Below are 23,198 nucleotides of genomic sequence, written 5' to 3'. Positions count from 1 at the left end.
TGGAACCGAGGCGGCGGGCGCGACGTCCAATATTCGATGGAGTTTCTTCGCGAAACGCGGCTTGCGGTGCCCCCGGTGGCATCCGGCGATCTGGTTATCGACGCGCCGCCGCAGGTACCCAAGGCGGCGCCGCCCAACCCGCTTGCCCGCCTGATGCCGCTTGCCCTGCTGGTGGCCGCTGTCGGGATGATGGTCTTCTATTTCAAATCCGGCGTCGGTGGGCGCAGCCCGATGTTCTTGTTCTTCCCGGTGATGATGCTGGTTTCGGTGCTCGGCACGGTAGCCTACGGTGGGCGCGGCGCGAACCGTTCCGCCGAGATCACCCGGGATCGGGAAAGCTATCTGCGATACCTCGACACGCTCGAGGTCGCGATCGCGCAGGCGGCCGCGGATCAGCACCGGTCGCTGTGGTGGAGTCATCCGGCCCCGGACACGCTGTGGACACTCGTCGGCGGCCCGCGGATGTGGGAGCGCAGACCCGAGGACGCCGACTTCGGCCTCGTCCGGGTCGGGGTCGGCGAGCAACCGCTGTGCACCACGCTGGTGGCGCCTGCCCTGGGATCCTCAGAACAGCACGATCCCGTCACCGTCGACGCGATGCGCCGAATGATCCGTCAGCGCACGACAATCACCGGCGCGCCGGTCGTCGTCGAACTGAACGGGCACCCAGTGGTGAGCGTTGAGGGTGACGTCGACGCCGCTCGTGCGCTGATTCGCGCGATGATCTGCGGGCTCGCGGTCGCCCATGCTCCCGACCATCTCGCGATAGCCGCGGCGGTCGGCCCCGACACCCGCGCCGAGTGGGAGTGGCTCAAATGGCTGCCGCACTGCGAGCATCGCCCATGCCCTTCGTGGTCCGTGGTGATCGTCGACGGCGCAACGGCTTCCGAGCAGATAGGACTCGACGGCAAGGCCACCGTCATCGAGGTCGGCGTAGGCCTGGCCGCGAACGTGGATGGGCTGTGTCTGCACATCGACGACCTCGCGCATCCTGACGCGCTGTCACGTAGCCAGGCGATCGTGTGTGCGCGACGGCTGACGCGGTACCGCCTCGGCCCAGCATCCGACCGTGCGCCCCACTCGGACCCGGCCCGCGGCTGGCTGGAGCTGATGGGCATCGACGATCCGAGTCGCATCGACCCCGAACGGCAATGGGCCTCCACCCGCGGCAGGCGTCTGAAACCGGTTCCCATCGGCATCGCCGAGGACGGGTCGGCGGTGCACCTCGACATCAACGAGGCCGCGCAGCACGGGATGGGCCCACACGGGCTGTGCGTGGGTGCGACCGGGTCAGGAAAGTCGGAGTTCTTGCGCACCCTGGTGCTGGGGATGGTCGCGGCCCACCCGCCCGAGGCGCTGAACCTCGCGCTGATCGATTTCAAGGGCGGCGCAACGTTTCTCGGAATGCACCGGGTACGGCACGTCGCCGCGATCATCACCAACCTCTCCGAGGAGGCGCACCTCGTCAGCCGAATGAGCGACGCGCTCGCCGGAGAGATGCACCGTCGGCAGGAGTTGCTGCGGGCGGCGGGCGGGTTCGCGAACGTCGCCGACTACGAGCGTGCCCGGGCCGACGGCGCGCCCCTTCCCGCGTTGCCCGCCCTGTTCATCGTCGTCGACGAGTTCTCCGAGTTGTTAAGCCAGCACCCGGATTTCGCCGAGCTGTTCGTGGCGATCGGTCGGCTCGGCCGCTCGCTGGGCATGCACCTGCTGCTGGCCAGCCAGCGCCTCGACGAGGGTAGGTTGCGAGGGCTGGAGACCCACCTTTCCTATCGGGTCTGCCTCAAGACATTCTCCGCCGCCGAATCTCGCGTCGTGCTCGGGATTCCCGACGCCTACCACCTGCCGAGCCTACCCGGCGCGGCGTATCTCAAGACCGCCTCAGGGGATTTGACCCGGTTTCAGACCGCGTTCGTGTCGGGTGTCGCCGAGCAGTCCGCGGCCGACGTCGACGATGGGGAACCATTGGCCCCGAGCGTATTCACCGCCGCGCCCACGCCCCGCTCCGCCCCCGTCAAGACGGCCGAGACCCGACGCCATGGACGCACGGTGCTCGAGACGGTGCTGGACCGGCTGGCCGGACGCGGAACCGCGGCACATCAGGTGTGGCTGCCACCGTTGGTCGTCTCGCCGACGCTCGACATGCTGGTGCCCAACGGTGACTGCCGGCTCAAGGCACCGATCGGACTGGTGGATAATCCTTTTGAACAACGCAACGACATGTTGACCGTCGACGTGTCCGGTGCCGCGGGCAATGTCGCGATCGTCGGTGCCCCCCGATCCGGCAAGTCGACGGCCCTGCGCACGATGATCCTGGCACTCGCTGAGGCGAACGACCCGTCTGAAGTCGGTTTCTACTGTCTGGATTTCGGCGGCGGCTCCCTGTCGTCACTGCGCGATCTGCCCCACGTGGGCGCGGTGGCGGGCCGACGAGACGTCGCGCTGTGCCGCCGCACGGTCGCGGTCATGGAGTCCGTCGTCCGCGCCAGGGAGGAACGGTTCACCCGGTTGGGCATCGATTCGGTGGCCGACTACCGGGCGCGGCGCACCGCCGGCGATCCAACCGTTCGGGACGATCCGTACGGCGACGTGTTCTTGGTCGTGGATGGGTGGGCCGCGCTGCGTGAGGAGTTCGACGGCCTCGAGGCCCCGATCACCGCTCTTGCCGCACAAGGCCTTTCCTACGGCGTGCATGTCGTCGTGACCGCCTCGCGGTGGGCGGAGCTGCGGCCCGCGTTGAAGGATCAGATCGCGACGCGCATCGAATTGCGGCTCGGGGAACCGGCCGAATCGGAGATGGACCGCAAGCGTGCTCGCCAACTCGGTACCGCCGGGCCGGGACGGGGCGTCACCGCGGGCGGCCGGGAGATGCTGGTCGCGTTGCCCCGGTTCGACGGTCGCGCGATGACCGACGATCTCGGAGAGGCGGTCGCCGCCGAGGTCAGCCGCCTGCAGGACCGCTGTGAAGGTCCGCGCGCACCTGTGGTCGAACTGCTGCCCGGCCGTGTCGAGCTGTCCGACGTCGTCGCGCGCAGCATCGTGCCACCGGTCGTCCCGCACCTTATCATCGGCGTGGGCGAGCGGGAATTGCAGCCCGTGACAATTGATCTCGCGGCGCAGCCGCATCTGCTGGTGCTCGGGGAGGCGGAGTCGGGTAAGACGTCGGTGCTGCGGCTGCTGTGCCACCAGATCCTCAGCGGCGCAGACCCCGAGCAAGCACAGATCGAGATCGTCGACTTCCGCCGCGCGCTGCTCGGTGTCGTGGAATCCGAACACCTCGCCGGCTACGCCGCGTCGCCGGCCGCGCTGACATCGCGGTTGCGCTCGCTTCTGACCCGATTGGAGGACCGGATGCCGGGGGAGAACGTCACACAGCAGCAGTTGCGCAACAGGTCGTGGTGGTCGGGTCCGCGCATCTATGTCGTCGTCGACGACTACGACCTTGTCGCCACCTCGACGGGTAACCCGTTGACACCGCTTGCCGACTTCCTGCCGTACGCCAAGGATCTCGGCCTCCATGTCGTTGTCGCGCGACGGTCCAGCGGTGCCGCCCGGGCGATGTTCGACCCCGTGCTGGCCCGGCTGCGAGAGCCGGGCTGCACCGGGCTGATGCTGAGCGCGGATCCCGAGGAGGGCGTGCTGCTGGGCGCGGTCCGGCCGGCGCCGCTGCCGCCCGGCAGGGGAACGCTGGTCACCCGGGGCGACGCCCATGAGCTCATCCAGGTCGCCTGGGTCGACCCGCCGTGACCGAGACCGTTGTCGAAGTCGGTCCCGCCACCGTCAGCGGCGCCAATCAGCTTCCGGTCGAGTTGGTTTCGACCGCACTGGAGTGCATCGACGACAACATCGCGCTGCTGGGCGAGCGGCCCGTATCGGTACAGGACCTGTGGCAGGACGTGATAGAGGTTGCCGCCGGGGACGAACATGACACGCTGGTCGTGGTCTGCCCGACGTGGTGGCCGCCCTCGCGCACGGACCGCGTGCAAGAGGCGGCGCAGGCGGTGGCGGACACCGTCGTGCTCCTGCACCGCACCGCGCTGCTCTGCCAGCTCGCCGCCCCGCGACGCACCACCGTTGTCGAGCTGACAGACGACTTCGTTGTCGTCACACCCGCCACCGCCCGCGCGACCGTCATCGCCCGCCAGGGCGACGCGACCATGACCGCAGAAGCAGTCGTCGCCAGCGTCGGCGACGCACCCGTCGCGCTCATCGACGCACCAGCCGGTGTCGCGGGTTCCGACCAAACGGCCGCCGTGATCGCTGATCGGTTGCGTGGCAACGGAATCGAAGTAGTCATTGCCGACGAGGCCGCGGTGCGGCGGGCGGCGTTGCGGTCACGACGGAGCCACGAGAGTACCCCGTGCGTCGAGGCGCGGCGACGAAACCCCGCCGTGGCGGCGGCTGTCGTCGGCGCGGTATCGGCGGCTGCGATAACGGTCGGCGGATTCGCGGTACACGGCGGCTCAGCCGGCGAGGCGACGCCGACGACGCTGTTGGTGGAGGGCCGGGTCGGCATGGTGGTGCCCGCCGACTGGCCGGTGCAGCACGTGACGTCGGGGCCGGGATCAGCCCGTGTCCAGCTCACGTCGCCGTCGCACGCCGCCGTCGCCCTGCACCTCACGCAGTCGACCGGCGGCCCCGACGACGGCCTGACGGTCGTGGCGGACTCGCTGCGGGCGGCCCTCGACAGTGAAAACGACGGCACGTTCGTCGATTTCACCGCTGCCGATCACCGAGCAGGTCGCGACGTGGTGACTTATCGGGAGGTGCGGTCGCAGCACACGGTGACCTGGACCGTGTTGGTCGACGGTGCCGTCCGCATCGCCATCGGCTGCCAGAGCGCGGTCGGCGGCGAACAGCTGGTGCGTGAGATCTGCGACCAGGCGATCCGGTCGGCGCACGCGGTGCGGTGAACAAAAGTGCGTCGGCGATGGAACCAACCGGGCGGCCCGCGCGTCCAACTTCATAACCGCACGACGAAAGGAAGCCCATGACGACACCCGCAGGCGGCTCGCTCAACACCGATTTCGACCTGATGGCCGCCGTCGCCGACAAGACCGATGCGCGCAACGACGAGATCCGGGCGTTTCTGCAGGGGTTCATCGGACAGATGAGCAGCGTGCCGCCGTCGGTGTGGGGAGGCGTCGCCGCCACCCGGTTCCGGGAGGTGGTGGACCGGTGGAACACGGAATCGCTGAAGCTGCACACCGCGCTCGCGCGGATCGCCGAGACCATCCGGCAGAACCGCCAGACGCTGTTGGAGGCCGGCGAAAGTCATTCGCAGCGGCTCGGCGCCGTCGGCACGGAACTGTGAGGGGGCGGCGATGGCGAACGCGCTTTCGTACAACTTCGGTGAGATCGAGTACACCGTCCGGCAGCAGATCCACGCCACCTCGGCGCGGCTGAACGCCGCGCTCGACGACCTGCGGGCACAGATCGCCCCGCTGCAGGAGGTCTGGACCCGCGAGGCCGCGCAGGCCTACCGCGTCGAGCAGGCCCGTTGGGAGCAGGCGGCGGGAGCACTCAACGACATCCTGTACCGGCTGGGCAACGCGGTCCGCGACGGCGCGGACGACGTCGCGGCCACCGACCGCCGCGCCGCGGCGGCCTGGGGCGGCTGAGCCCGTGCAAGACTCTGTGCGGCCCCGAATCGGAGGGGAGCCGATCGGGGCCGCACAGTCGCCCCGGAGCGCTTTTTGACCTGCGAGGACGCACGCAGGTAAGCTGCCTCGTTGGCGTGCGGAACGCCGGGCCTCGGGTCAATGTCGGTCGCCGAGGGTTCACCGCCCGCAACCGCCCTGACCGGCACCAGGAAACCCGAGAAGAGAGGTATGCGCTGTGCCTACGTACACGCCGAAGGCGGGTGACACCACGCGGCAGTGGTACGTCATCGACGCCACCGACGTGGTGCTCGGCCGGCTCGCCGTCGCGGCAGCGAATCTGCTGCGCGGCAAGCACAAGCCGACGTACACGCCGAATGTCGACGGTGGCGACTTCGTCATCATCGTCAACGCCGAGAAGATCGCGATCAGCGGCAACAAGGCCGACCGCACGTTTTTCTACCGCCACTCGGGTTATCCCGGTGGTCTGCGCAAGCGGTCGCTCGGTGACGAGATGGAAAGGCACGCGGATCGCGTCGTCGAGAACGCGATCCTCGGCATGATCCCCCACACCAAGTTGGGCCGCCAGGTCAAGAAGAAGCTGCGTGTCTACGTCGGCCCGGATCATCCGCACGCCGCCCAGCAGCCGATTCCGTACGAGATCAAGCAGGTGGCCCAGTGACCCAGCCAGTTGAGACGACCCCCGACACCGACTCCGACACCACCGCCGCGGCCGAGACCGAGGCGCCGCGTGAGCCCGTGGTGTTCGACCGCCCCGTGCAAGCCGTCGGCCGCCGCAAGGAGGCCGTGGTGCGAGTGCGGCTGGTGCCCGGCACCGGGCAGTTCCACCTCGACGGGCGCAGCCTCGAGAACTACTTCCCGAACAGGGTGCATCAGCAGCTCATCAAGGCTCCGCTGGTGACCGTGGATCGGCTGGAGAGCTTCGACGTCTACGCCCACCTCGACGGCGGCGGCCCGTCCGGTCAGGCCGGTGCGCTGCGGCTGGCCATCGCACGGGCGCTGATCCTGGTGCAGCCCGAGGACCGGCCGGCGTTGAAGAAGGCCGGCTTCCTGACCCGTGATCCGCGGGAGATCGAGCGCAAGAAGTACGGGCTCAAGAAGGCCCGCAAGGCGCCTCAGTACAGCAAGCGCTGACCGAATTCGTCGGCGAAAACCGCCGGGTACGCATTGCGTGCCCGGCGGTTTTTTATGGCGTTGACCTGCGAAAACTGATGAATTGTTAGATTTTGGTTTGAATTGTGGGTTGACCGTGAATACACAGGCGTCGGAGGCGACGGCGCTTCGTGCGTGGCGGCCGCTCTGCCACCGGTACGAGTCAGTCAGCTCGTTGGGGGACCGGATCGTCGTTTCCTGACTGAAAAGGAGCATTGAATGAGGAAAGTCGTGAAGAACGCTGCTGCTGGCGCCCTGATGGGCGGTTCACTGCTGTTCACTGCCGGGTTGGGCGTCGCCACCGCGCAGCCCGACGCCACCCAGACCGACCGGGTCAACGTGGCGATCGGAACCGCCGGTGTCCTCGAGGACGTCAGCGTGACCGACGCGGCGCAGATCGCTGCCGCGCTGTGTGACGTCGAGGTCTCGCAGGTGAACTCGGTGGTCGAGTCGGTGGTGACCAATGGCGATGAGCAGGTCGTCTGCACGAACAACCTCGGCTCGGTCAACATCCAACGTGGTGGTCCGGGACAGTCCGAGAACGCGCCGGGACAGACCGAGAGCACCCCGGGCCAGGCTGAGTCCGCCCCGGGCGCCGCAGAGGTCCCCGCTGCGGAGGCTCCCGCGGCCGAGCAGCCCGCTGAGGGCCAGAACTAACCAGATAGCGTCCACCGCCCGTGTCCGTCGCCTCGGACACGGGCGGTGCGTCGTCTGGGGGTCGCCGCCGCGCGCCGCTCTCCGGCCCCAGCGACGCAAAAATTTCACGGGCCTCTTCACGGGCCTCGGTGAACCGTGATGTGACTGTCTAATCACCCCCCCTTGTGCGACGACTCGGCAACTTGTGGTCCCCAGAGCTAACTAGGTCAGCTCGGCGTGCTTACGGAAACGAAAATTCTTGCGGCAATTGTCGTTTAGCCCGCGCCTCTAGAGGAACCATCCCCGGTGGAAGCACGGATGCTGCGCGCAGGGCGGTCCATTGCCGCCACCGGCGCGACGTTTCAGGAGCGGTCGGGGGCCGGGCCGCTGCTTCCTGAAATTGAGAATGGAGTGATCATGAAAACTCACCTGATGCGATTGCTGGCCGTCGTGGTCAGCGCCGCAATGTTGGTGTTAGTCGGAGGGGTGACCGGCGGGGGGACCGCGGCAGCGCAGCCACCAGGCGTGGGCAAGAAGAACGTCGTCCAGGTGCAGGGGACCGGGCCGGACGGAGTCAAGTTCAACGGTCAATTCGTCGCGACTGCCGCCAAGGAGGTAACCCAGCAGGCCGGACCCGCCACGGCCGATGCGAATGGGGCGACCTCGTCGAACACCGGTATCGCCCTGACTGGACAGCTCATCGGCAAGCTCGTCTCGCCCGGTCAGCCCCAGCAGGGAAACCAACCGGGTGACCGGGGTGCGGCCCAAGACGTCAACATCTCGGGCTTCTCGATGCCGGTCAACGACATTTCCGTTCCGGGTGGCGAAGCCCAGTCGTCGTCGGCGACAACCGGCAATGGCCACGACGGACAGGTCCGGCTGGCAAGCCAGCAGGGAGTATGCGACGTCCTCAACCTGGTGCTGGGACCGCTGCACCTCGAGCTGCTCGGCCTCATCGTGGACCTCAACCAGGTGGTGCTGAATATCACCGCGGATCCGGCGGGCGGCCTACTCGGGTCGCTGCTGTGCTCACTGGCGGGTGGATTGCCAGTGCCGCCGAATCCGTTGCAGCCGATCATCGACCTGTTAAACCAGATCCTCGCCATCCTCGGGGGCTGACAAATAAATAACGACACCATGCTCACCGCCCGTGTCTGTCCAGATGCGGGCGGTGAGTCGCGGTTCGATACCGATTCGGCGGCGGCACGGGCGGCACGCTCACCGGTTTCTTTTTCCGCTGGCATCTGTGAGAAGTTTGTCGGCATGGCTCGACTGTTCGGCACCGACGGCGTGCGTGGGGTCGCCAACCAGGCTCTGACCGCGGAACTGGCACTGGCCCTGAGCTCGGCGGCAGCTCGTCGGCTGGGAAGCGTCGGCGGCCACGCCCGCCGGGTAGCCGTCGTGGGCCGCGACCCGCGGGCCAGCGGCGAGATGCTGGAAGCGGCCGTGATCGCCGGTCTGACCAGCGAGGGAGTCGATGCGCTGCGGGTCGGCGTGGTCCCGACGCCGGCTGTGGCATATCTCACCAGCGCCTACGACGCCGACTTCGGCGTGATGATCAGCGCGTCGCACAACCCGATGCCCGACAACGGCATCAAGATCTTCGGACCCGGCGGCCACAAGCTCGATGACGCCACCGAGGACCGGATCGAAGAACTGGTCCACCAAGGCCCCGGCGACCGGCCCGTCGGCGCGAGCATCGGGCGAGTCGTCGACGCCGATGACGCCCTCGACCGCTACCTGCGTCACGCCGGAAAGGCGGTCACCACCCGCCTCGACGGCCTGACCGTCGTCGTGGACTGCGCCCACGGCGCCGCCTCGGTGGCCGCACCGCAGGCCTACCGGGCCGCCGGCGCCAACGTCATCGCGATCAACGCCGCACCCGACGGCCTCAACATCAACGACCGCTGCGGCTCGACGCACATGGAGGCTCTGCAGGCCGCAGTGGTGTCCCACGGCGCAGACTTGGGGATCGCTCACGACGGCGACGCCGACCGGTGCCTGGCCGTCGACGCGCGCGGCCGCATCGTCGACGGCGACGCGATCATGGTGATCCTGGCGCTCGCGATGCAAGAAGCCGGCGAGCTGGCGTCCAACACGCTGGTCACGACCGTGATGAGTAATCTCGGGCTGCATCTTGCGATGCGCGCGGCGGGCGTTACCGTGCGCACCACCAGCGTCGGCGACCGATACGTGCTCGAGGAACTGCGCGCGGGCGAGTTCTCGCTCGGCGGCGAGCAGTCCGGCCACATCGTCATGCCGACGTTGGGCACCACGGGCGACGGGATCGTCACGGCGCTGCGGTTGATGTCGCGGATGGCGCAGACGCGCAAGCCGCTCGCGGCGCTGGCCGATCCGATGCAGACCCTGCCCCAGGTGCTGATCAACGTCGCGGTGGCGGACAAGGCGACGGTCGCCGACGCGCCGTCGGTGCGCACCGCCGTGGCCGAGGCTGAAGCCGCGCTTGGCGACACAGGTCGAATCCTGCTGCGGCCCTCGGGAACTGAGCAGGTTGTCCGGGTGATGGTGGAAGCGGCCGACGAGGACACTGCACGGCAGTTGGCCGTGCGGGTGGCCGAGCAGGTCAGCGCCGTCCGCTGAGGATGGAACCGAACGGCTGCTCGGCGCGTCCAAACGTGTATGGGAGAACCTGACGTCGCGCGCGTTGACGTTGCGACGCTGCGCAGCGTCGCCGACGAGTACCAGACGGTGGCCGAAATCCTCGACGCTGCCGTGCGCACGCATCTGAGCGGGCTGACGTTCGATGGAGCGACCGCAGGTCGGGCATATGTCGCGCGTGGCGACGCTGTGCGCGACGTCGTGGAGCAGGTGGCGTATCAGGTGCGGCAGTGGTCGCGCGCGTGCAGTGAGATCGCCGCTGTTTTGCGTGCATCCGCGGACCGCTACGCCGATGCCGATTTCCGCGCCGGCTCGCGGGTAGGTTGAGCGATGGCCGAGAAGTTCGATGCCGCATCGCGATTGGCCGAAGGCATGCCGTCGGTGGATGCTGTGCAGAACTACGTCTGGGCGTGCCGCATGCTTGGCTATGAGCACCCCGATCTGACCATGAATGCGGCACAGGTGCGTGAGCAATACGCCAGTGAGGACGGACTCAATCTGGTCGCATTGGATGCGGATTGCTCGGCGCTGCAGGCGGCGGCGACGGCGACGGAGGAGGCACTCACCCGTCAGGATGCCCAACGGGTGGCGCTGATGGTGGGGTGGCAGGGGCGTGGCGCCGAGGCGTCGCGGGAGTTCTTGCGTCGCCACGGCGAAGCGTCGGCGCTGGTGGCGACCGCTGTGCGCACCGCGGCGCACGGACTGGCCGAGCTGCGCGACAAGTTATGGCAGAGCGTCGATGGCAAGGTTGCGACGGTGACGGCCATCGACGAGCGTGTCGATGGGCAGCGTGCTGACTGGTTGGCCGCGGCGCACACCGTGACCACTGGCGCGGGTGACCGGGCAGCGGCCAGCGAACTGGTCGACCAGGAGGTAAAACCGTTTGTCACCAATGTGATCGGCGGCGAATGGTTGACAGCGATGCGCGCTGCCGTCGACGCGATCGGGGCGGCATACGACGTGTTGACGGCTGAGCTGGCTTCGGAAGCGGTTGCGACGTTCGACGTGCCAGGCGATCTCGGCCCGGCGTGGACCCCTGCGGGCCGCGACGCCTCGGCGACGGCGCCGAGCACCGCACCGGTCGGGGCGGTTGCGCCCGTCGCGCCCGTCGCTCCGGCAGCGTGGAGTGCCCCCCCGGCCTTCTCGGCGCCACCCGCTGATGTGCCGTCGCCCGTTGCGCCGCTCGCTGCAGCTCCAGCGGCGGTCGACCCGGCGGCTGCTGCACCGGCCGCACCTGCGCCGACAATGCCGCCGCTTGGCGGCGGTCTACCCGATATCGGAAGTGGTTTAACGGGATTCGCTCAGCAGATGGGTGAGGCGTTGGGAGGCTTGTTGGGCGGTGCAGACGGCGTGCTCACCGAACCGGAAGGCATCGAAATGCCCCAGGTCGACGAGTCGGCGGAGGTCGAGGATCTCGACGAGGATGAGCCCGAGGATGACGAGCTTGGCGATGAGGAGGCAGACGAGCTCGATGATGAAGCCGTAGCTGCCGACGCCGAAACCGCATGTGATCTGCCGCCAGAAGACCCTGTGCCGCAGGAGGATCAGCTGCTCACGGATGAGGTAGACCCTGCGCCGGCAGCACCGGAGGCGTTGCCGCCGCCTATTGTGGCGTCGCCACCGGCGGCCGAGTCGGCACCGCCGGCACCAGTGGGCGATGCGGGTACGCCTTGTGAAATTGCCGCTGACGAACTGCCGCAGGTTGGCGAGTAATCCCGGAGTACGGTCGAGCGTCGATTTCTGCACGAGGGTCGTGGCGCACGCGGTCACCACAGCCCTGGGGTAGAACTCGCGAAGCGTAAGCCAGTGCCGCGTACGGTGCGATCGTGAAGTTACGCGTGCGCGAGTTGGCATTCTTCTTCCTGTTGGGTGCGGCGGCGTCGCTGGTCGGCGACCACAGCCACGTCACCACGGAAACAACCGAATACTTCACCGACGCGGTGCCGTCCGTGTGGAGCAGTCCGATTTGGTTTCCAATTCTGGTCGGTGCGGCCACTGCATCGCTGGCCGAGATCCGCCTGCATCTACCGAATCCGCGCACCGACGTCACGGTCCGACAGGGGATCGCCGGTGTCGCCGCAGTGATCGGTACCTACGTCACGACGGCGCTGGTGCACGGTGCGCCTACGGTACCGAGCACGACGCTGATCGTCGCGATGGCGGTGATCATCTGGTGCGTCTTAGGAGACGGACCGTCGGTGGTTTGCGGTGTGCTCGCTGCCGTTATCGGTCCTGCAGTCGAGATAACACTCGCCAAAGCTGGCTTGTTCGCCTACCACGACGACTCCGATGGATTGTTCGGAGTAGGCCCGTGGCTGCCACCGTTGTATTTCGCATTCGGTGTCGTAGTCGCCATGCTGGGTGAGATCGCCGCCGGCGGCGGTCGCCCCAACTATCGCCGGTAGGGGTCGTAGTGGTTGACCTCACGCTTGTTGAGTGTGCGTTCGGTGTTGATGCGTGTGGTGGTGTCGGCGGCGCGGGTGCGTCGTCGGCGGGGCATCTTCAGGTGGCGTTGGGCTGAAGGTGGTGGGGGTGGGTGTGCGGGTGGGGGTAGGTCGGCGGTGGTGGTGTTCCAGTGTGGGAACAGCATGCGGCTGAGCGGGTGGGTGGTGTAGGTGTGTCCGCTGGGGGCTGTCCAGGTGATGGTGCCGTCGGGTAGTTGTTGGTCGTGCCAGCCGCAGAATGTTTTGAGCAGATGATGTAGCCGGCATAGGCATTTGGTGTTGGAGGGGTGGGTGCGCCCGGCGGGGTGGGGGATGGTGTGGTCGATGTCGCAGTGTTGGGCGGGGCGGTCACAGCCGGGGAAGCGGCAGGTCAGATCGCGCATGCGGATGAAGCGTTGGCAGGGTTGTGGGGGCCGGTAGCCGGGGTCGGCGATGTCGTCGGGGCGATACACGCTGCGGACGGTGGCGCCGTTGGCGATCAGTTCGGCTAGCAGTGCTGGGGGGATCACCCCGCCGCCGCGCCCGAGGATGATCGCTGCCGGGGTACCCGCCGGCGGCTGCGGCTCATAGACCGATCCAGCGCCCGGGTCACTCGGGGGTGTCGGTGGCTCGGATGTGGGTTCCTCGCTTGGCGGTGTGGGTTCGGCCGCCGGTGCCACCTCATCGTCCATGGGTGGTGCCGGGATGTCGGTGGACCGATTGGGTCTGCGCGATTGGGGCTTGGCGGGGGTGGGTGTGGCGGTGGGCTTGGTGGGGGTGGTGTCGGTGATGGCGTGGATGACGATGGCGGTGGCGCGGGGGTCGGGGGCCCCGGCGCGTGGGCACTGCGCGGCGCCGCAGTGGCAGGCCAGCTGTTCAGCGCCGGCGGCGATCGCGCCCAGGGCCGCGGCGCGGCGTTGCCCGCAGGTACGCGGATCGCCATCACACACGCTGGTGCTCAGCTCGGTGATGCGTTGCTCGAGCAGCGCGGCGTCAGGGGCGCTGAGCCGGCCGTAGACGGAGGCGGTGCCGGTGGCGTCATCGGGTTTGCCGATCTGCACATCACAGTTGCGGGCGGCTTCATGAAAGCGTCGCCGCGCATCGGGATCGTGGGTTTCCACGATGGCGTCGATGGCCAAGTCCAGGCGCTGCTGTGACAGCGCCCCCCAGCTGCAGGCGTGCTCGGCGATCGCGGCATCGATGCGGGCGGCCAACTCGGCGTTGAGGACCAGATGGGTGCGCCAGGTGATCGTGGAGATCAGCTTGGCGCTGATCGCCCCGGCCGCAAACAGGGCAGCGACCTTGGGTAGCCGCTCGCGCAGGCTCAACCCGATGGCCAGTTGTTGTTTGGCCCGGTGGTGGCTGATGCCCATGGCCGCGCCCACCTCAGCAGCCGCGCACGCCCACAGATCCACCACCCACTTTTGGCGCTCATCGTCGTCGGGTTCGGTGGCGCGTGCGGCCAGCTCCCCGACCGCGGCCAGCCGCCGCGCCGCGGCCTGGGCCTCCGCACGGGTGCAGGCCTGAATCTCGGCCACCAACCCGGCCTCCTCGACCGACCGAAACTCCGAACCGAACATACGTTCGATACTGCCACGGCCCACCGACAAGACAGACCCCGCAGGTCAGCGGCTTATCGAAGAGGCCGAGGAGTTCCCTAGCCGGCGACAGCTCCAGCCGGGCGTCTCCGGCGTGACGGCCGGCGCCGACGCGCCCGCTGAGGCGCCGCGGGCTCCGGTCGGTTGGCCACAAGGGCCTTCGAAAATGTTCGTTCGCCCGGTGCAATCTCGTGCAGCACGGGATGCGACGCGCCGCTGAACCGCGTGATCGTCGGTTTCACGCCGGCTTTGCGGACGAGCCGACGCACGTCGTGCACCTGGTCGTCGAGCATCAGCGTCACCACCGTGCCGTCGGCCCCGGCGCGTGCGGTCCGGCCGGATCGATGCAGGTACGCCTTGTGCTCGACCGGGGGATCGGCGTGTACGACAAGGTTCACATTGTCGACGTGGATGCCCCGCGCAGCGATGTCCGTCGCCACCATCACGGTCGCCGAACCGTCCGAGAACGCCGCGAGGTTGCGCGTACGGGCGTTCTGAGAAAGGTTGCCGTGCAACTCGACCGCGGACACGCCACGCGAATTCAACTGTCGGGTAAGTGCTTTGGCGCCATGCTTGGTACGGGCGAACACGATGGTGCGACCCGGTGACGCGGCGAGGTCGGTCAGAACATTGATCCGCGCGGCCTTGTCGACATGCAGCACATGATGCTCCATGGCCGTCACCGGCGCCTCCACCGAATCCACGCTGTGCACCACAGGGTTGTTCAGGTACCGCTTGACCAACACGTCCACGCCGCCATCCAGGGTGGCGGAGAACAACATCCGCTGCCCGTCGCGCGGAGTTTTGTCCAGCAGACGCTTCACCGGCGGCAGGAACCCCAGATCTGCCATGTGGTCCGCCTCGTCGAGTATCGAGATCTCGACGCCGGACAAATCGGCGTGGCCCGATCTCACATGGTCTTCCAGTCGGCCAGGGCATGCGATCACGACGTCGACACCCGCACGCAACTTCTGAATCTGCGGCTGGGGGCCGACACCGCCGAAGACCGTCACAGTCCGTAGATCCATTGCGGCGGCCAACGGCGCCAGCGACGCGGCGATCTGCGCCACGAGTTCGCGTGTGGGCGCGAGGATGACCGCCCGCGGCCGACCTGGCACCCGCTTGGCGCGGTGTGCAGTGAGCCTCGTCACCATCGGCAACAGAAACGCGTACGTCTTACCCGATCCGGTGCGTCCCCGGCCGAGTACGTCGCGGCCGGCCAGCGAATCGGGCAGCGTCGCCGCCTGGATCGGAAACGGGGTTTCGGCGCCGTTGGCAGCGAGAACGCTGACGACAGCCTTAGGAAGGCCGAGGTCGGCGAAGGTGGGCACGCTTGTGCCACAGGTGTTTTGAACAGACAAGAAAGAACTCCGAAAGTAAGTGTGGTCGTCCTGCCCGGCGCGGACCGTTCCGCGGCGCTCGGTATGACGATCGAGAAGCGGCAAAAGGCAGAACAGAAGATGCCGCTGGAGACCACTGTACAGGCACGCCCGCCGATTCGGTTAATCGGCTACGGCAACAGCGACTGCAAATCCTCGACGAAGCGCACCGATTCGCGCCTGTCACCGGTGAGCGGATGCACCAGCATCGTCGTGACGCCGGCCTCCGCGAACGCCGCCAGCCGCTCCTTCACGAACCCCCGCGGCCCGACCAGCGACACCTGGCGGACCAACTCGTCAGGCACCGCGTTGATCGCTTCCATCTTCTTGCCCGCGAGGTACAGATCCTGGATGTGATCGGCCACGTCGCCGTACCCGTAACGGGTCGCCAGATTGTGATAGAAGTTGCGTCCCCGCGCACCCATGCCACCGATGTACAGCGCCAATTGCGGCTTCGCCCAGGACAATCGATCCTCGACGTCGTCACCGATCGCCAGCGTCGCGCTGACCATCACGTCCAGCGGCCCCAGCGCCGGGTCCCGCTTTGCGAACCCTGCCCGCAGCGAGGACCCCCACACCTCGTCGGCCTTCTCGGGGTAGAAGAACACCGGTTGCCAACCCTCGGCGATCTCCGCAGTCAGTTCCACGTTCTTGGGGCCCAGCGCGGCGATGGTTACCGGAATACGTTCGCGCACAGGATGATTGATCAAGTGCAGGGGCTTACCCAGACCGGTGCCCCGGTCCGCAGGCAATGGGATCTGGTAATGCTTGCCGTCGTACTGCACGTTTTCGCGACGCCAGACCTGTCTGCAGATCTCCACGACCTCGCGGGTGCGGCCCAACGGCGCGTCGAACGGCACACCGTGGAAACCCTCCATCACCTGCGGCCCCGACGTGCCGATGCCCAGCCGGAACCGGCCACCGGAGACGTAGTCGAGACCCGCGGCCGTCATCGCAAGCAATGTGGGCGTGCGGATGTAGATCGGCACCACGCCGGTGCCCAACTCGATCCGGGAAGTCCGCGCCGCCAGGAAGCCCAGCTGGCTGATCGCGTCAAAGGAGTACGCCTCGGCCACCAACGCGATGTCGACGCCGACTTTCTCCAGCTCCACGACCTCGTCGACGGCATCGAGGAAGCCGCCGGCGTAACTCAGAAAGATTCCGGTGCGCACAGCGGTACGGCTCCTAGGGTTTCAGAAGGGCTAGGGTTTCAACAGCGCGATGACCTTGTTCTCCAGATCCACCGGATCCTCGGCGAACGGGTCGACCGCCGGGGCCTTGGGTAGCGCCGCTGCCGGGTCGGCGAAGTCGCGGTAGGTCTTGTCGCCGGTCAGTAGGTGCAGCAGATAGCCCGTCATCAACGCCCGCACCACCTTCTGGGTGCTGCGATCGGCGCCGGGCAGCCCCACCGCACGGGCCAGTCGGCGGCCTTCGATCAGCCCGCCCGCCTTGGCCTTGTTCACCGTCCGCAGCGTGGCCGTCTTCCACACCCGGCTCAGTTCCACCGCGTTGGACCGCAGGGTCATCGGGTCACCCGGGGCGGTCAGCACCAGGCCGGGCACTTTCAATGTGGCCGCGGGCTCTTCTGCCGCCGGCCTGGTCACGCTGGGAAACGCCGCGACGACGGCCTTCGGGGCGTTCGGTCCGGCCGGCATCCCCGCCGCCGTGAACACCGCTGCCGACCCGCCGAAACCGTGACCGACGACCCCCAGCTTGGTCGGGTGCACGCTGATCTTGCCTGGCCCCAGCCGTACGCCGGTGATGATGTCCAGCGCGGTGCCCAGGTCGAAGGCCAGGTTGAGGACCGACGGGGCCAGTCCCGTCTCCGTGTCGGGAGCCGCCGCGACGATGCCCCACGACGCCAGATGCTCCAACGTGCCGTGATAGCGGTCGGCTTTTGCCACCCAATCGTGACCGAACGCCACCCCCGGGAGGTTCTTCCCCGACTCCGGGGTGAACACCACGCCGGGAAGACCGGCAAATGCCAGGTCACCGCGTAAAACACGGTGCGGGCCGCGGCGGGTCAACGCGGTGAAGAGCTTCTTCGTGCTGGCCACCACCGAACCGTAGCGCAGCGGGTGTGACCCAGCTCTTGCACTACCCTTTATGGCTATGTGCGGAATCGTCGGCTACGTGGGGCAACGACCTGCCTGCGACATCGTCGTCGACTCGCTCCGCCGGATGGAGTATCGCGGATACGACTCGTCGGGGGTCGCTCTTCTCGACGGTCGAGGCGGTCTCACCGTGCGTCGGCGGGCGGGCCGGCTGGCCAACCTGGAGGCCGAGCTCATCGCCACCGACGCGGCTAGCCTGGCGGGCAGCACCGGGCTCGGCCACACCCGCTGGGCCACCCATGGCCGGCCCACCGACCGCAACGCCCATCCGCACCGCGACAGCACCGGCAAGTTCGCCGTCGTGCACAACGGCATCATCGAGAACTACGCCACACTTCGGGCCGAGCTCGAGCAGACCGGGGTGGAGTTCGCCAGCGACACCGACACCGAGGTCGCGGTGCACCTAGTGTCCTGGCAGTACCGGCACGGGCCCACGGCGGGCGACTTCCCGGCGTCCGCGCTGGCGGTGCTGCGCCGACTCGAGGGCCACTTCACGCTGGTGTTCGCCAACGCCGACGACCCGGGCGCGATCGTGGCCGCACGACGCTCGACCCCGTTGGTGGTGGGCGTTGGCGACGGTGAGATGTTCGTCGGCTCGGACGTGGCGGCGTTCATCGAGCACACCCGCGATGCCGTCGAGCTGGGCCAGGACCAGGCGGTGGTGGTCACCGCGGACGGATACCGCATCACCGACTTCAACGGCGCCGACGACGGCGCGAGTGCCCGGTCCTTCCATATCGATTGGGACATCTCGGCCGCCGAAAAGGGCGGCTACGAGTACTTCATGCTCAAGGAGATCGCCGAGCAACCCGCCGCCGTCTCCGACACGTTGCTCGGCCATTTCGCCGACGGCCGTATCGTGCTCGACGAGCAACGGCTCTCCGATCAGGAGCTCCGCGAGATCGACAAGGTCTTCGTGGTGGCCTGCGGCACCGCGTTCCACTCGGGGCTGCTCGCCAAGTACGCGATCGAGCATTGGACGCGGCTGCCCGTCGAGGCCGAGCTGGCCAGTGAATTCCGGTACCGCGACCCGGTTTTGGACCGGCACACCCTCGTCGTGGCGATCTCGCAGTCCGGTGAGACCGCCGACACGCTCGAGGCGGTGCGCCATGCCAAGGAGCAGAAGGCCAAGGTGCTGGCCATCTGTAACACCAACGGCAGCCAGATCCCCCGGGAATGCGACGCGGTGCTCTACACCCGTGCCGGACCGGAGATCGGGGTGGCGTCCACCAAGACGTTCCTCGCGCAGATCGCCGCCAACTACCTTGTCGGCCTGGCACTTGCGCAGGCCCGCGGCACCAAGTATCCCGACGAGGTGGAGCGCGAGTACCGCGAGCTGGAGGCCATGCCCGACCTGGTGGCCAGGGTGCTGGACGTCATGGAGCCGGTGCGTGAACTCGCGCACAAGTTCGCACAGTCGCACACCGTGCTGTTCCTCGGCCGCCACGTCGGTTATCCCGTGGCCCTCGAAGGTGCGCTCAAGCTCAAGGAACTCGCGTACATGCACGCCGAGGGCTTCGCCGCAGGCGAGCTCAAGCACGGCCCCATCGCGCTGATCGAAGACGACCTACCGGTCATCGTGGTGATGCCGTCGCCGAAGAACGCGCCGATGCTGCACGCCAAGCTGTTGTCCAACATCCGCGAGATCCAGGCGCGCGGCGCGATCACCATCGTGATCGCCGAGGAAGGCGACGACACGATCCAGCCGTACGCCGACCACCTGATCGAGATACCGACGGTGTCGACGCTGTATCAGCCGCTGCTGTCGACCATCCCGCTGCAGGTCTTCGCCGCCGGCGTCGCGCAGGCCCGCGGCTACGACGTCGACAAGCCCCGCAACCTGGCCAAGTCGGTCACCGTCGAATAGTGCCGGGCCGGGTCGGGGACTTCAAGCACGACCGGGCCCGCGCCCACTTCCACGACGTTTATCGAAAGGCGATGGCCGACTTGCCGCCGGTCAGCCAAACCCACGACGTGCCAACACGATTCGGCACCGTGCGGATCTACCGGTTCGACGGCCCGGCCGAGGGAACGCCGGTCATGGTGCTGCCGGGGCGCAACGCGTCGACGCCGATGTGGCGGGCCAACATCCCCGGGCTGCTGGCGCATCGGCCCGTGCTCGGGGTCGACTTGCTCGGCGAGGCCGGAATGTCCGTGCAGCGCAAGCCGATCACCGGACCCGACGATGAGGCGCAGTGGCTTGACGACGCGCTCGGTGCGCTGAACCTGGACCGCGTGCACCTCATGGGCGTGTCGATCGGCGGCTGGACCGTGGTCAACTATGCGGTACGCCGGCCAGGACGTGCCGCGTCGCTGGTGGTGCTCGATCCGGTGTTCACGTTCGCCCCGATCGCCGCCAAGGCGGTGCTGGCCTCGCCCGCGCTGTTCCTGCCCGGGGTTCCCGACCGTCTGCGCAGGCGAGTGCTCAGCTGGATCTCCGGCGGCGCCGAGGTCGACGGCTCGCTGCCGGAGGCCGCACTGATCTCCGCCGGCTCCACCGATTACGTGATACGCAAGGCGATGCCCAAACTCATCACCGACGAGCAGTTGCGCTCGCTCACCATCCCGGTGTTGACGCTCATCGGCGGCCGCAGCGTGATGCACGACGCCGACCGCGCGGCGGCGCGGGCGCGAAACCTGTTGCCGCGCGGACAGGTCGAAGTGTGGCCCGACGCCTCCCACGCCATCAACGGCGAGTACGCGGCCCAGATCGCCGACCGTGCGGGCACGTTCTGGGCTCACATCGACCGCAGGAACTGAACTTGTAGCAAACGTCAGCCTCGGTGACCGGGACCGTCGTAGGGTAACGGGGATGCGGTACTACTACTCGGCTGATGTGATCCGCGCGGCCGAAGCCCCGCTATTGGCGTCCCTGCCCGACGGTGCCCTGATGCGCCGCGCCGCCTACGGCCTGTCCGTCGCGATCGCGCGCGAGCTCGGCCAGCTCACCGGAGGCGTTGCCGGGCGAAGCATCTGCGCGGTCGTCGGCTCCGGCGACAACGGCGGCGATGCGCTGTGGGCCGCGACCTTCCTGCGCCGCCGCGGTGCGACCGTGTCCGCGGTGCTGATGAACCCCGATCGCACCCATGCCAAGGCGCTGGCGGCGTTCATCAGCGCGGGCGGGCAGATCGTGCAAAGCGTTCCGGTGACAACCGATCTGGTGATCGACGGCATCGTGGGCATCTCCGGGTCCGGACCGTTGCGCCCCAGGGCCGCGGAGGTGTTCGCCGCCGTCGACGCCGCGGGCATCCCGGTCGTCGCCGTGGACACCCCCAGCGGCATCGACGTCCACACCGGAGCCACCGAGGGTGCGCATGTCACCGCCAAGCTGACCGTCACCTTCGGCGGCCTCAAACCCGTTCATGCGCTGGCCGATTGCGGCCGCGTCGAGCTCGTCGACATCGGCCTGGATCTGGCGCCTTCGGACATGTTCGAGGTGGAGGCAGCCGACGTCAAGGCGCGCTGGCCGGTGCCCCGGCCCACCGACGACAAGTACACCCAGGGCGTCACCGGTGTGCTGGCCGGGTCGGCGACGTATCCCGGTGCCGCGGTGCTTTGCGCGGGCGCCGCGGTGGCAGCCACGTCGGGCATGGTGCGATATGCAGGAAGCGCTGTGCAACAGGTGCTTTCGCACTGGCCGGAAGTGATCGCCGCGCCGAGCGCAGGCGCATCCGGTCGAGTGCAGTCGTGGGTGGTCGGCCCCGGGCTGGGTACCGACGACGCCGGCGCCTCCGCCGTGTGGTTCGCCTTGCAGACCGACCTGCCGGTGATCGTCGACGCCGACGCGCTCACCATCCTGGCCGCGCATCCCGAGCTCGTCGCCGACCGCGCCGCTCCCACCGTGTTGACCCCGCACGCAGGTGAATTCGCGCGGCTGGCCGGTTCACCGCCGGGCCAGGACCGCGTCGGCGCCACCCGCAGGCTGGCCGACCGGTTCGGCGCCACCGTGCTGCTCAAGGGCCACGTCACCGTCATCGTCGAACCCGGCGGCCCGGTCTGCCTCAGCCCCGCCCATCAATCATGGGCTGCCACAGCAGGATCCGGTGACGTGCTGTCGGGCATGATCGGCGCCCTGCTCGCGGCGGGCCTGCCCGCCGGGGAAGCCGCCGCCGCCGCGGCGTTCGTCCACAGCCGCGCGGCGAACCTGTCCGCGCTCGACCCGGGGCCGCAGGCCGCCCCCACCTCAGCGTCGCGAATCCTCGCGCACATCCGCAGTGCCATCGCCAGTTTGTAGACGAAAGGGTATGTCATGCCGCGCAAGCGCACTTCCGCACCGATTGTCGCGCCCGCCTATACGGGGCGGCTGGAAATGGCGCCGGTTCCGTCGCTGCGGATGCCCGATGAGTCGATGCACCCCGACGCGGCCTACCGGTTCATCCACGACGAGCTGATGCTCGACGGCAGCTCCCGGTTGAACCTCGCGACGTTCGTCACGACGTGGATGGATCCGCAGGCCGAGAGGCTGATGGCCGAGACGTTCGACAAGAACATGATCGACAAGGACGAGTATCCGGCGACCGCGGCGATCGAGCAGCGCTGCGTGTGCATGGTGGCCGACCTGTTCCATGCCGAAGACCTGCGCGATGACGACCCGTCCAGCGCGATCGGCGTGTCGACCATCGGCTCCAGCGAGGCCGTCATGCTGGCCGGGCTCGCGATGAAATGGCGGTGGCGGGAGCGGGTCGGCAAGGACTGGAAGGGGCGCACCCCGAACCTGGTGCTGGGTTCCAACGTGCAGGTGGTGTGGGAGAAGTTCTGCCGCTACTTCGACGTCGAGCCGCGGTATCTGCCGATGGAGAAGGGCCGCTACGTCATCACCCCCGAGCAGGTGCTCGAGAACGTCGACGAGGACACCATCGGTGTGGTCGCGATCCTGGGCACCACCTACACCGGTGAACTCGAACCGGTCGGCGAGATCTGCGCGGCCCTGGACAAGCTGGCCGCCGACGGCGGAGTGGACGTGCCCGTGCACGTGGACGCGGCCAGCGGCGGCTTCGTGGTGCCGTTCTTGCATCCGGACCTGGAGTGGGACTTCCGGCTGCCCAGGGTGGTGTCGATCAACGTCAGCGGCCACAAATACGGCCTGACGTACCCGGGCATCGGCTTTGTGGTGTGGCGCAGCGCCGAGCACCTGCCCGAGGATCTCGTCTTCCGGGTCAACTACCTCGGCGGCGACATGCCGACGTTCACGCTGAACTTCTCCCGGCCCGGCAACCAGGTGGTCGGTCAGTACTACAACTTCCTGCGCCTCGGCCGCGCGGGATACGGCCAGGTCATGCAGAGCCTGTCGCAGACCGCGCGCTGGCTCGGTGACCAGCTTCGCGAGAGCGAGCACTTCGAGGTGATCACCGACGGTTCGGCGATCCCGGTCGTCAGCTTCAAGCTGGCGGGTGATTTCGGCTACACCGAGTTCGACGTCTCACACACCCTGCGCGCCTACGGCTGGCAGGTGCCGGCCTACACCATGCCGGAGAACGCGACCGACGTCGCGGTGCTGCGCATCGTGGTGCGGGAGGGCTTCTCCGCCGACCTGGCCCGTGCGCTGCGCGACGATCTGACCACCGTTTTGAGCAGTCTCGACGAGCTCAAGCCGGGCGGGCACTTCAACAGCATGCAGCCCTTCGCGCACTGAGGTTTCGCGCCCCACCGAGCCGGT

Annotated in this window: 20 protein-coding genes; 16 read left to right on the top strand and 4 right to left on the bottom strand. The window is 68.1% G+C overall.

All coding sequences use genetic code 11. The features are described 5' to 3' along the window. Positions 1–36 precede the first annotated feature (36 nt). The 12 genes from eccCa (at position 37) to G6N28_RS05175 (ending at position 12,433) form a co-directional block, all read left to right on the top strand. Positions 37–3,747: a type VII secretion protein EccCa gene (gene eccCa / locus G6N28_RS05230; protein ID WP_163897727.1), complete on the top strand. Its 3,711-nt coding sequence runs from the start codon at positions 37–39 to the stop codon at positions 3,745–3,747. Continuing rightward, entirely contained in the window at positions 3,744–4,913 is a 1,170-nt protein-coding gene (locus tag G6N28_RS05225) for a type VII secretion-associated protein (RefSeq protein WP_163897724.1), read from the top strand. Before eccCa ends, G6N28_RS05225 begins: the two co-directional genes overlap by 4 nt. Positions 4,914–4,990: 77 nt before the next feature. Further along, positions 4,991–5,314 carry a WXG100 family type VII secretion target gene (locus G6N28_RS05220; RefSeq protein ID WP_163897721.1) on the top strand — a complete coding sequence of 108 codons (324 nt, stop codon included), beginning with the start codon at positions 4,991–4,993 and terminating at the stop codon, positions 5,312–5,314. A gap of 10 nt (positions 5,315–5,324) precedes the next feature. Beyond that, entirely contained in the window at positions 5,325–5,621 is a 297-nt protein-coding gene (locus G6N28_RS05215; protein ID WP_163897719.1) for a WXG100 family type VII secretion target, read from the top strand. 217 nt (positions 5,622–5,838) lie between these two features. Then, entirely contained in the window at positions 5,839–6,282 is a 444-nt protein-coding gene (gene rplM / locus G6N28_RS05210; protein ID WP_163897716.1) for a 50S ribosomal protein L13, read from the top strand. Beyond that, positions 6,279–6,755 (top strand): 30S ribosomal protein S9, encoded by a 477-nt coding sequence (rpsI, locus tag G6N28_RS05205; protein ID WP_163897713.1) that lies wholly within the window; start codon positions 6,279–6,281, stop codon positions 6,753–6,755. The genes rplM and rpsI overlap by 4 nt, the downstream gene beginning before the upstream one ends. Before the next feature lie 237 nt (positions 6,756–6,992). Then, positions 6,993–7,430, top strand: a complete 438-nt coding sequence (locus G6N28_RS05200; RefSeq protein WP_235674470.1) for a hypothetical protein — start codon at positions 6,993–6,995, stop codon at positions 7,428–7,430. 285 nt (positions 7,431–7,715) lie between these two features. Next, positions 7,716–8,528: a hypothetical protein gene (locus G6N28_RS05195; RefSeq protein ID WP_163896465.1), complete on the top strand. Its 813-nt coding sequence runs from the start codon at positions 7,716–7,718 to the stop codon at positions 8,526–8,528. Positions 8,529–8,672: 144 nt separating this feature from the next. Next, positions 8,673–10,010, top strand: coding sequence for a phosphoglucosamine mutase (glmM, locus tag G6N28_RS05190; protein WP_163897710.1), 1,338 nt, complete (start codon positions 8,673–8,675; stop codon positions 10,008–10,010). 39 nt (positions 10,011–10,049) lie between these two features. Continuing rightward, the gene (locus tag G6N28_RS05185; RefSeq protein WP_163897707.1) at positions 10,050–10,355 is read left to right on the top strand and encodes a DUF7162 family protein; all 306 of its coding nucleotides are present in this window, start codon (positions 10,050–10,052) and stop codon (positions 10,353–10,355) included. Positions 10,356–10,358: 3 nt separating this feature from the next. Beyond that, the gene (locus G6N28_RS05180; RefSeq protein ID WP_163897704.1) at positions 10,359–11,741 is read left to right on the top strand and encodes a hypothetical protein; all 1,383 of its coding nucleotides are present in this window, start codon (positions 10,359–10,361) and stop codon (positions 11,739–11,741) included. Between the two features lie 113 nt (positions 11,742–11,854). Then, a complete protein-coding gene (locus tag G6N28_RS05175; RefSeq protein WP_163897701.1) occupies positions 11,855–12,433 on the top strand; it encodes a diacylglycerol-binding protein in 579 nt (192 codons plus the stop codon). Here G6N28_RS05175 and G6N28_RS05170 read toward each other — a convergent pair. The 4 genes from G6N28_RS05170 to G6N28_RS05155 form a co-directional block, all read right to left on the bottom strand. After that, positions 12,421–14,031 carry an HNH endonuclease signature motif containing protein gene (locus G6N28_RS05170; protein ID WP_163897698.1) on the bottom strand — a complete coding sequence of 537 codons (1,611 nt, stop codon included), beginning with the start codon at positions 14,029–14,031 and terminating at the stop codon, positions 12,421–12,423. The two genes, G6N28_RS05175 and G6N28_RS05170, sit on opposite strands and share 13 nt — an antisense overlap. Before the next feature lie 77 nt (positions 14,032–14,108). Beyond that, entirely contained in the window at positions 14,109–15,380 is a 1,272-nt protein-coding gene (locus tag G6N28_RS05165; RefSeq protein ID WP_163897696.1) for a DEAD/DEAH box helicase, read from the bottom strand. Positions 15,381–15,559: 179 nt separating this feature from the next. Then, positions 15,560–16,600: an LLM class F420-dependent oxidoreductase gene (locus tag G6N28_RS05160; protein WP_163897694.1), complete on the bottom strand. Its 1,041-nt coding sequence runs from the start codon at positions 16,598–16,600 to the stop codon at positions 15,560–15,562. Positions 16,601–16,630: 30 nt separating this feature from the next. Next, on the bottom strand, positions 16,631–17,485 hold the full coding sequence (locus G6N28_RS05155; RefSeq protein WP_163897692.1) for a dienelactone hydrolase family protein: 855 nt from the start codon (positions 17,483–17,485) through the stop codon (positions 16,631–16,633). A 55-nt stretch (positions 17,486–17,540) separates the two neighbouring features. Here G6N28_RS05155 and glmS point away from each other — a divergent pair, with 55 nt between their 5' ends. The 4 genes from glmS to G6N28_RS05135 are packed head-to-tail and all read left to right on the top strand — an operon-like array spanning position 17,541 to position 23,174. Next, positions 17,541–19,409 (top strand): glutamine--fructose-6-phosphate transaminase (isomerizing), encoded by a 1,869-nt coding sequence (gene glmS / locus G6N28_RS05150; RefSeq protein ID WP_163897689.1) that lies wholly within the window; start codon positions 17,541–17,543, stop codon positions 19,407–19,409. Next, positions 19,409–20,302, top strand: coding sequence for an alpha/beta fold hydrolase (locus tag G6N28_RS05145; protein WP_163897685.1), 894 nt, complete (start codon positions 19,409–19,411; stop codon positions 20,300–20,302). The genes glmS and G6N28_RS05145 overlap by 1 nt, the downstream gene beginning before the upstream one ends. A gap of 52 nt (positions 20,303–20,354) precedes the next feature. Beyond that, positions 20,355–21,776 carry an NAD(P)H-hydrate dehydratase gene (locus G6N28_RS05140; RefSeq protein ID WP_163897682.1) on the top strand — a complete coding sequence of 474 codons (1,422 nt, stop codon included), beginning with the start codon at positions 20,355–20,357 and terminating at the stop codon, positions 21,774–21,776. A gap of 15 nt (positions 21,777–21,791) precedes the next feature. Beyond that, positions 21,792–23,174: a glutamate decarboxylase gene (locus G6N28_RS05135; protein WP_163897679.1), complete on the top strand. Its 1,383-nt coding sequence runs from the start codon at positions 21,792–21,794 to the stop codon at positions 23,172–23,174. Positions 23,175–23,198 lie beyond the last annotated feature (24 nt).

The sequence above is a fragment of the Mycolicibacterium pulveris genome (assembly GCF_010725725.1).
Classification (GTDB): domain Bacteria; phylum Actinomycetota; class Actinomycetes; order Mycobacteriales; family Mycobacteriaceae; genus Mycobacterium; species Mycobacterium pulveris.
Note: the sequence above shows the minus strand (reverse complement) of the source record. Positions and strands in the feature narration are given on the sequence as shown.

Coding starts and splice junctions, on each gene's coding strand:
- eccCa (WP_163897727.1), top strand. CDS start 37: ATGGAGTTTCTTCGCGAAACGCGGCTTGCGGTGCCCCCGGTGGCATCC.
- G6N28_RS05220 (WP_163897721.1), top strand. CDS start 4,991: ATGACGACACCCGCAGGCGGCTCGCTCAACACCGATTTCGACCTGATG.
- G6N28_RS05215 (WP_163897719.1), top strand. CDS start 5,325: ATGGCGAACGCGCTTTCGTACAACTTCGGTGAGATCGAGTACACCGTC.
- G6N28_RS05200 (WP_235674470.1), top strand. CDS start 6,993: ATGAGGAAAGTCGTGAAGAACGCTGCTGCTGGCGCCCTGATGGGCGGT.
- glmM (WP_163897710.1), top strand. CDS start 8,673: ATGGCTCGACTGTTCGGCACCGACGGCGTGCGTGGGGTCGCCAACCAG.
- G6N28_RS05185 (WP_163897707.1), top strand. CDS start 10,050: ATGGGAGAACCTGACGTCGCGCGCGTTGACGTTGCGACGCTGCGCAGC.
- G6N28_RS05180 (WP_163897704.1), top strand. CDS start 10,359: ATGGCCGAGAAGTTCGATGCCGCATCGCGATTGGCCGAAGGCATGCCG.
- G6N28_RS05170 (WP_163897698.1), bottom strand. CDS start 14,031: ATGTTCGGTTCGGAGTTTCGGTCGGTCGAGGAGGCCGGGTTGGTGGCC.
- glmS (WP_163897689.1), top strand. CDS start 17,541: ATGTGCGGAATCGTCGGCTACGTGGGGCAACGACCTGCCTGCGACATC.
- G6N28_RS05140 (WP_163897682.1), top strand. CDS start 20,355: ATGCGGTACTACTACTCGGCTGATGTGATCCGCGCGGCCGAAGCCCCG.
- G6N28_RS05135 (WP_163897679.1), top strand. CDS start 21,792: ATGCCGCGCAAGCGCACTTCCGCACCGATTGTCGCGCCCGCCTATACG.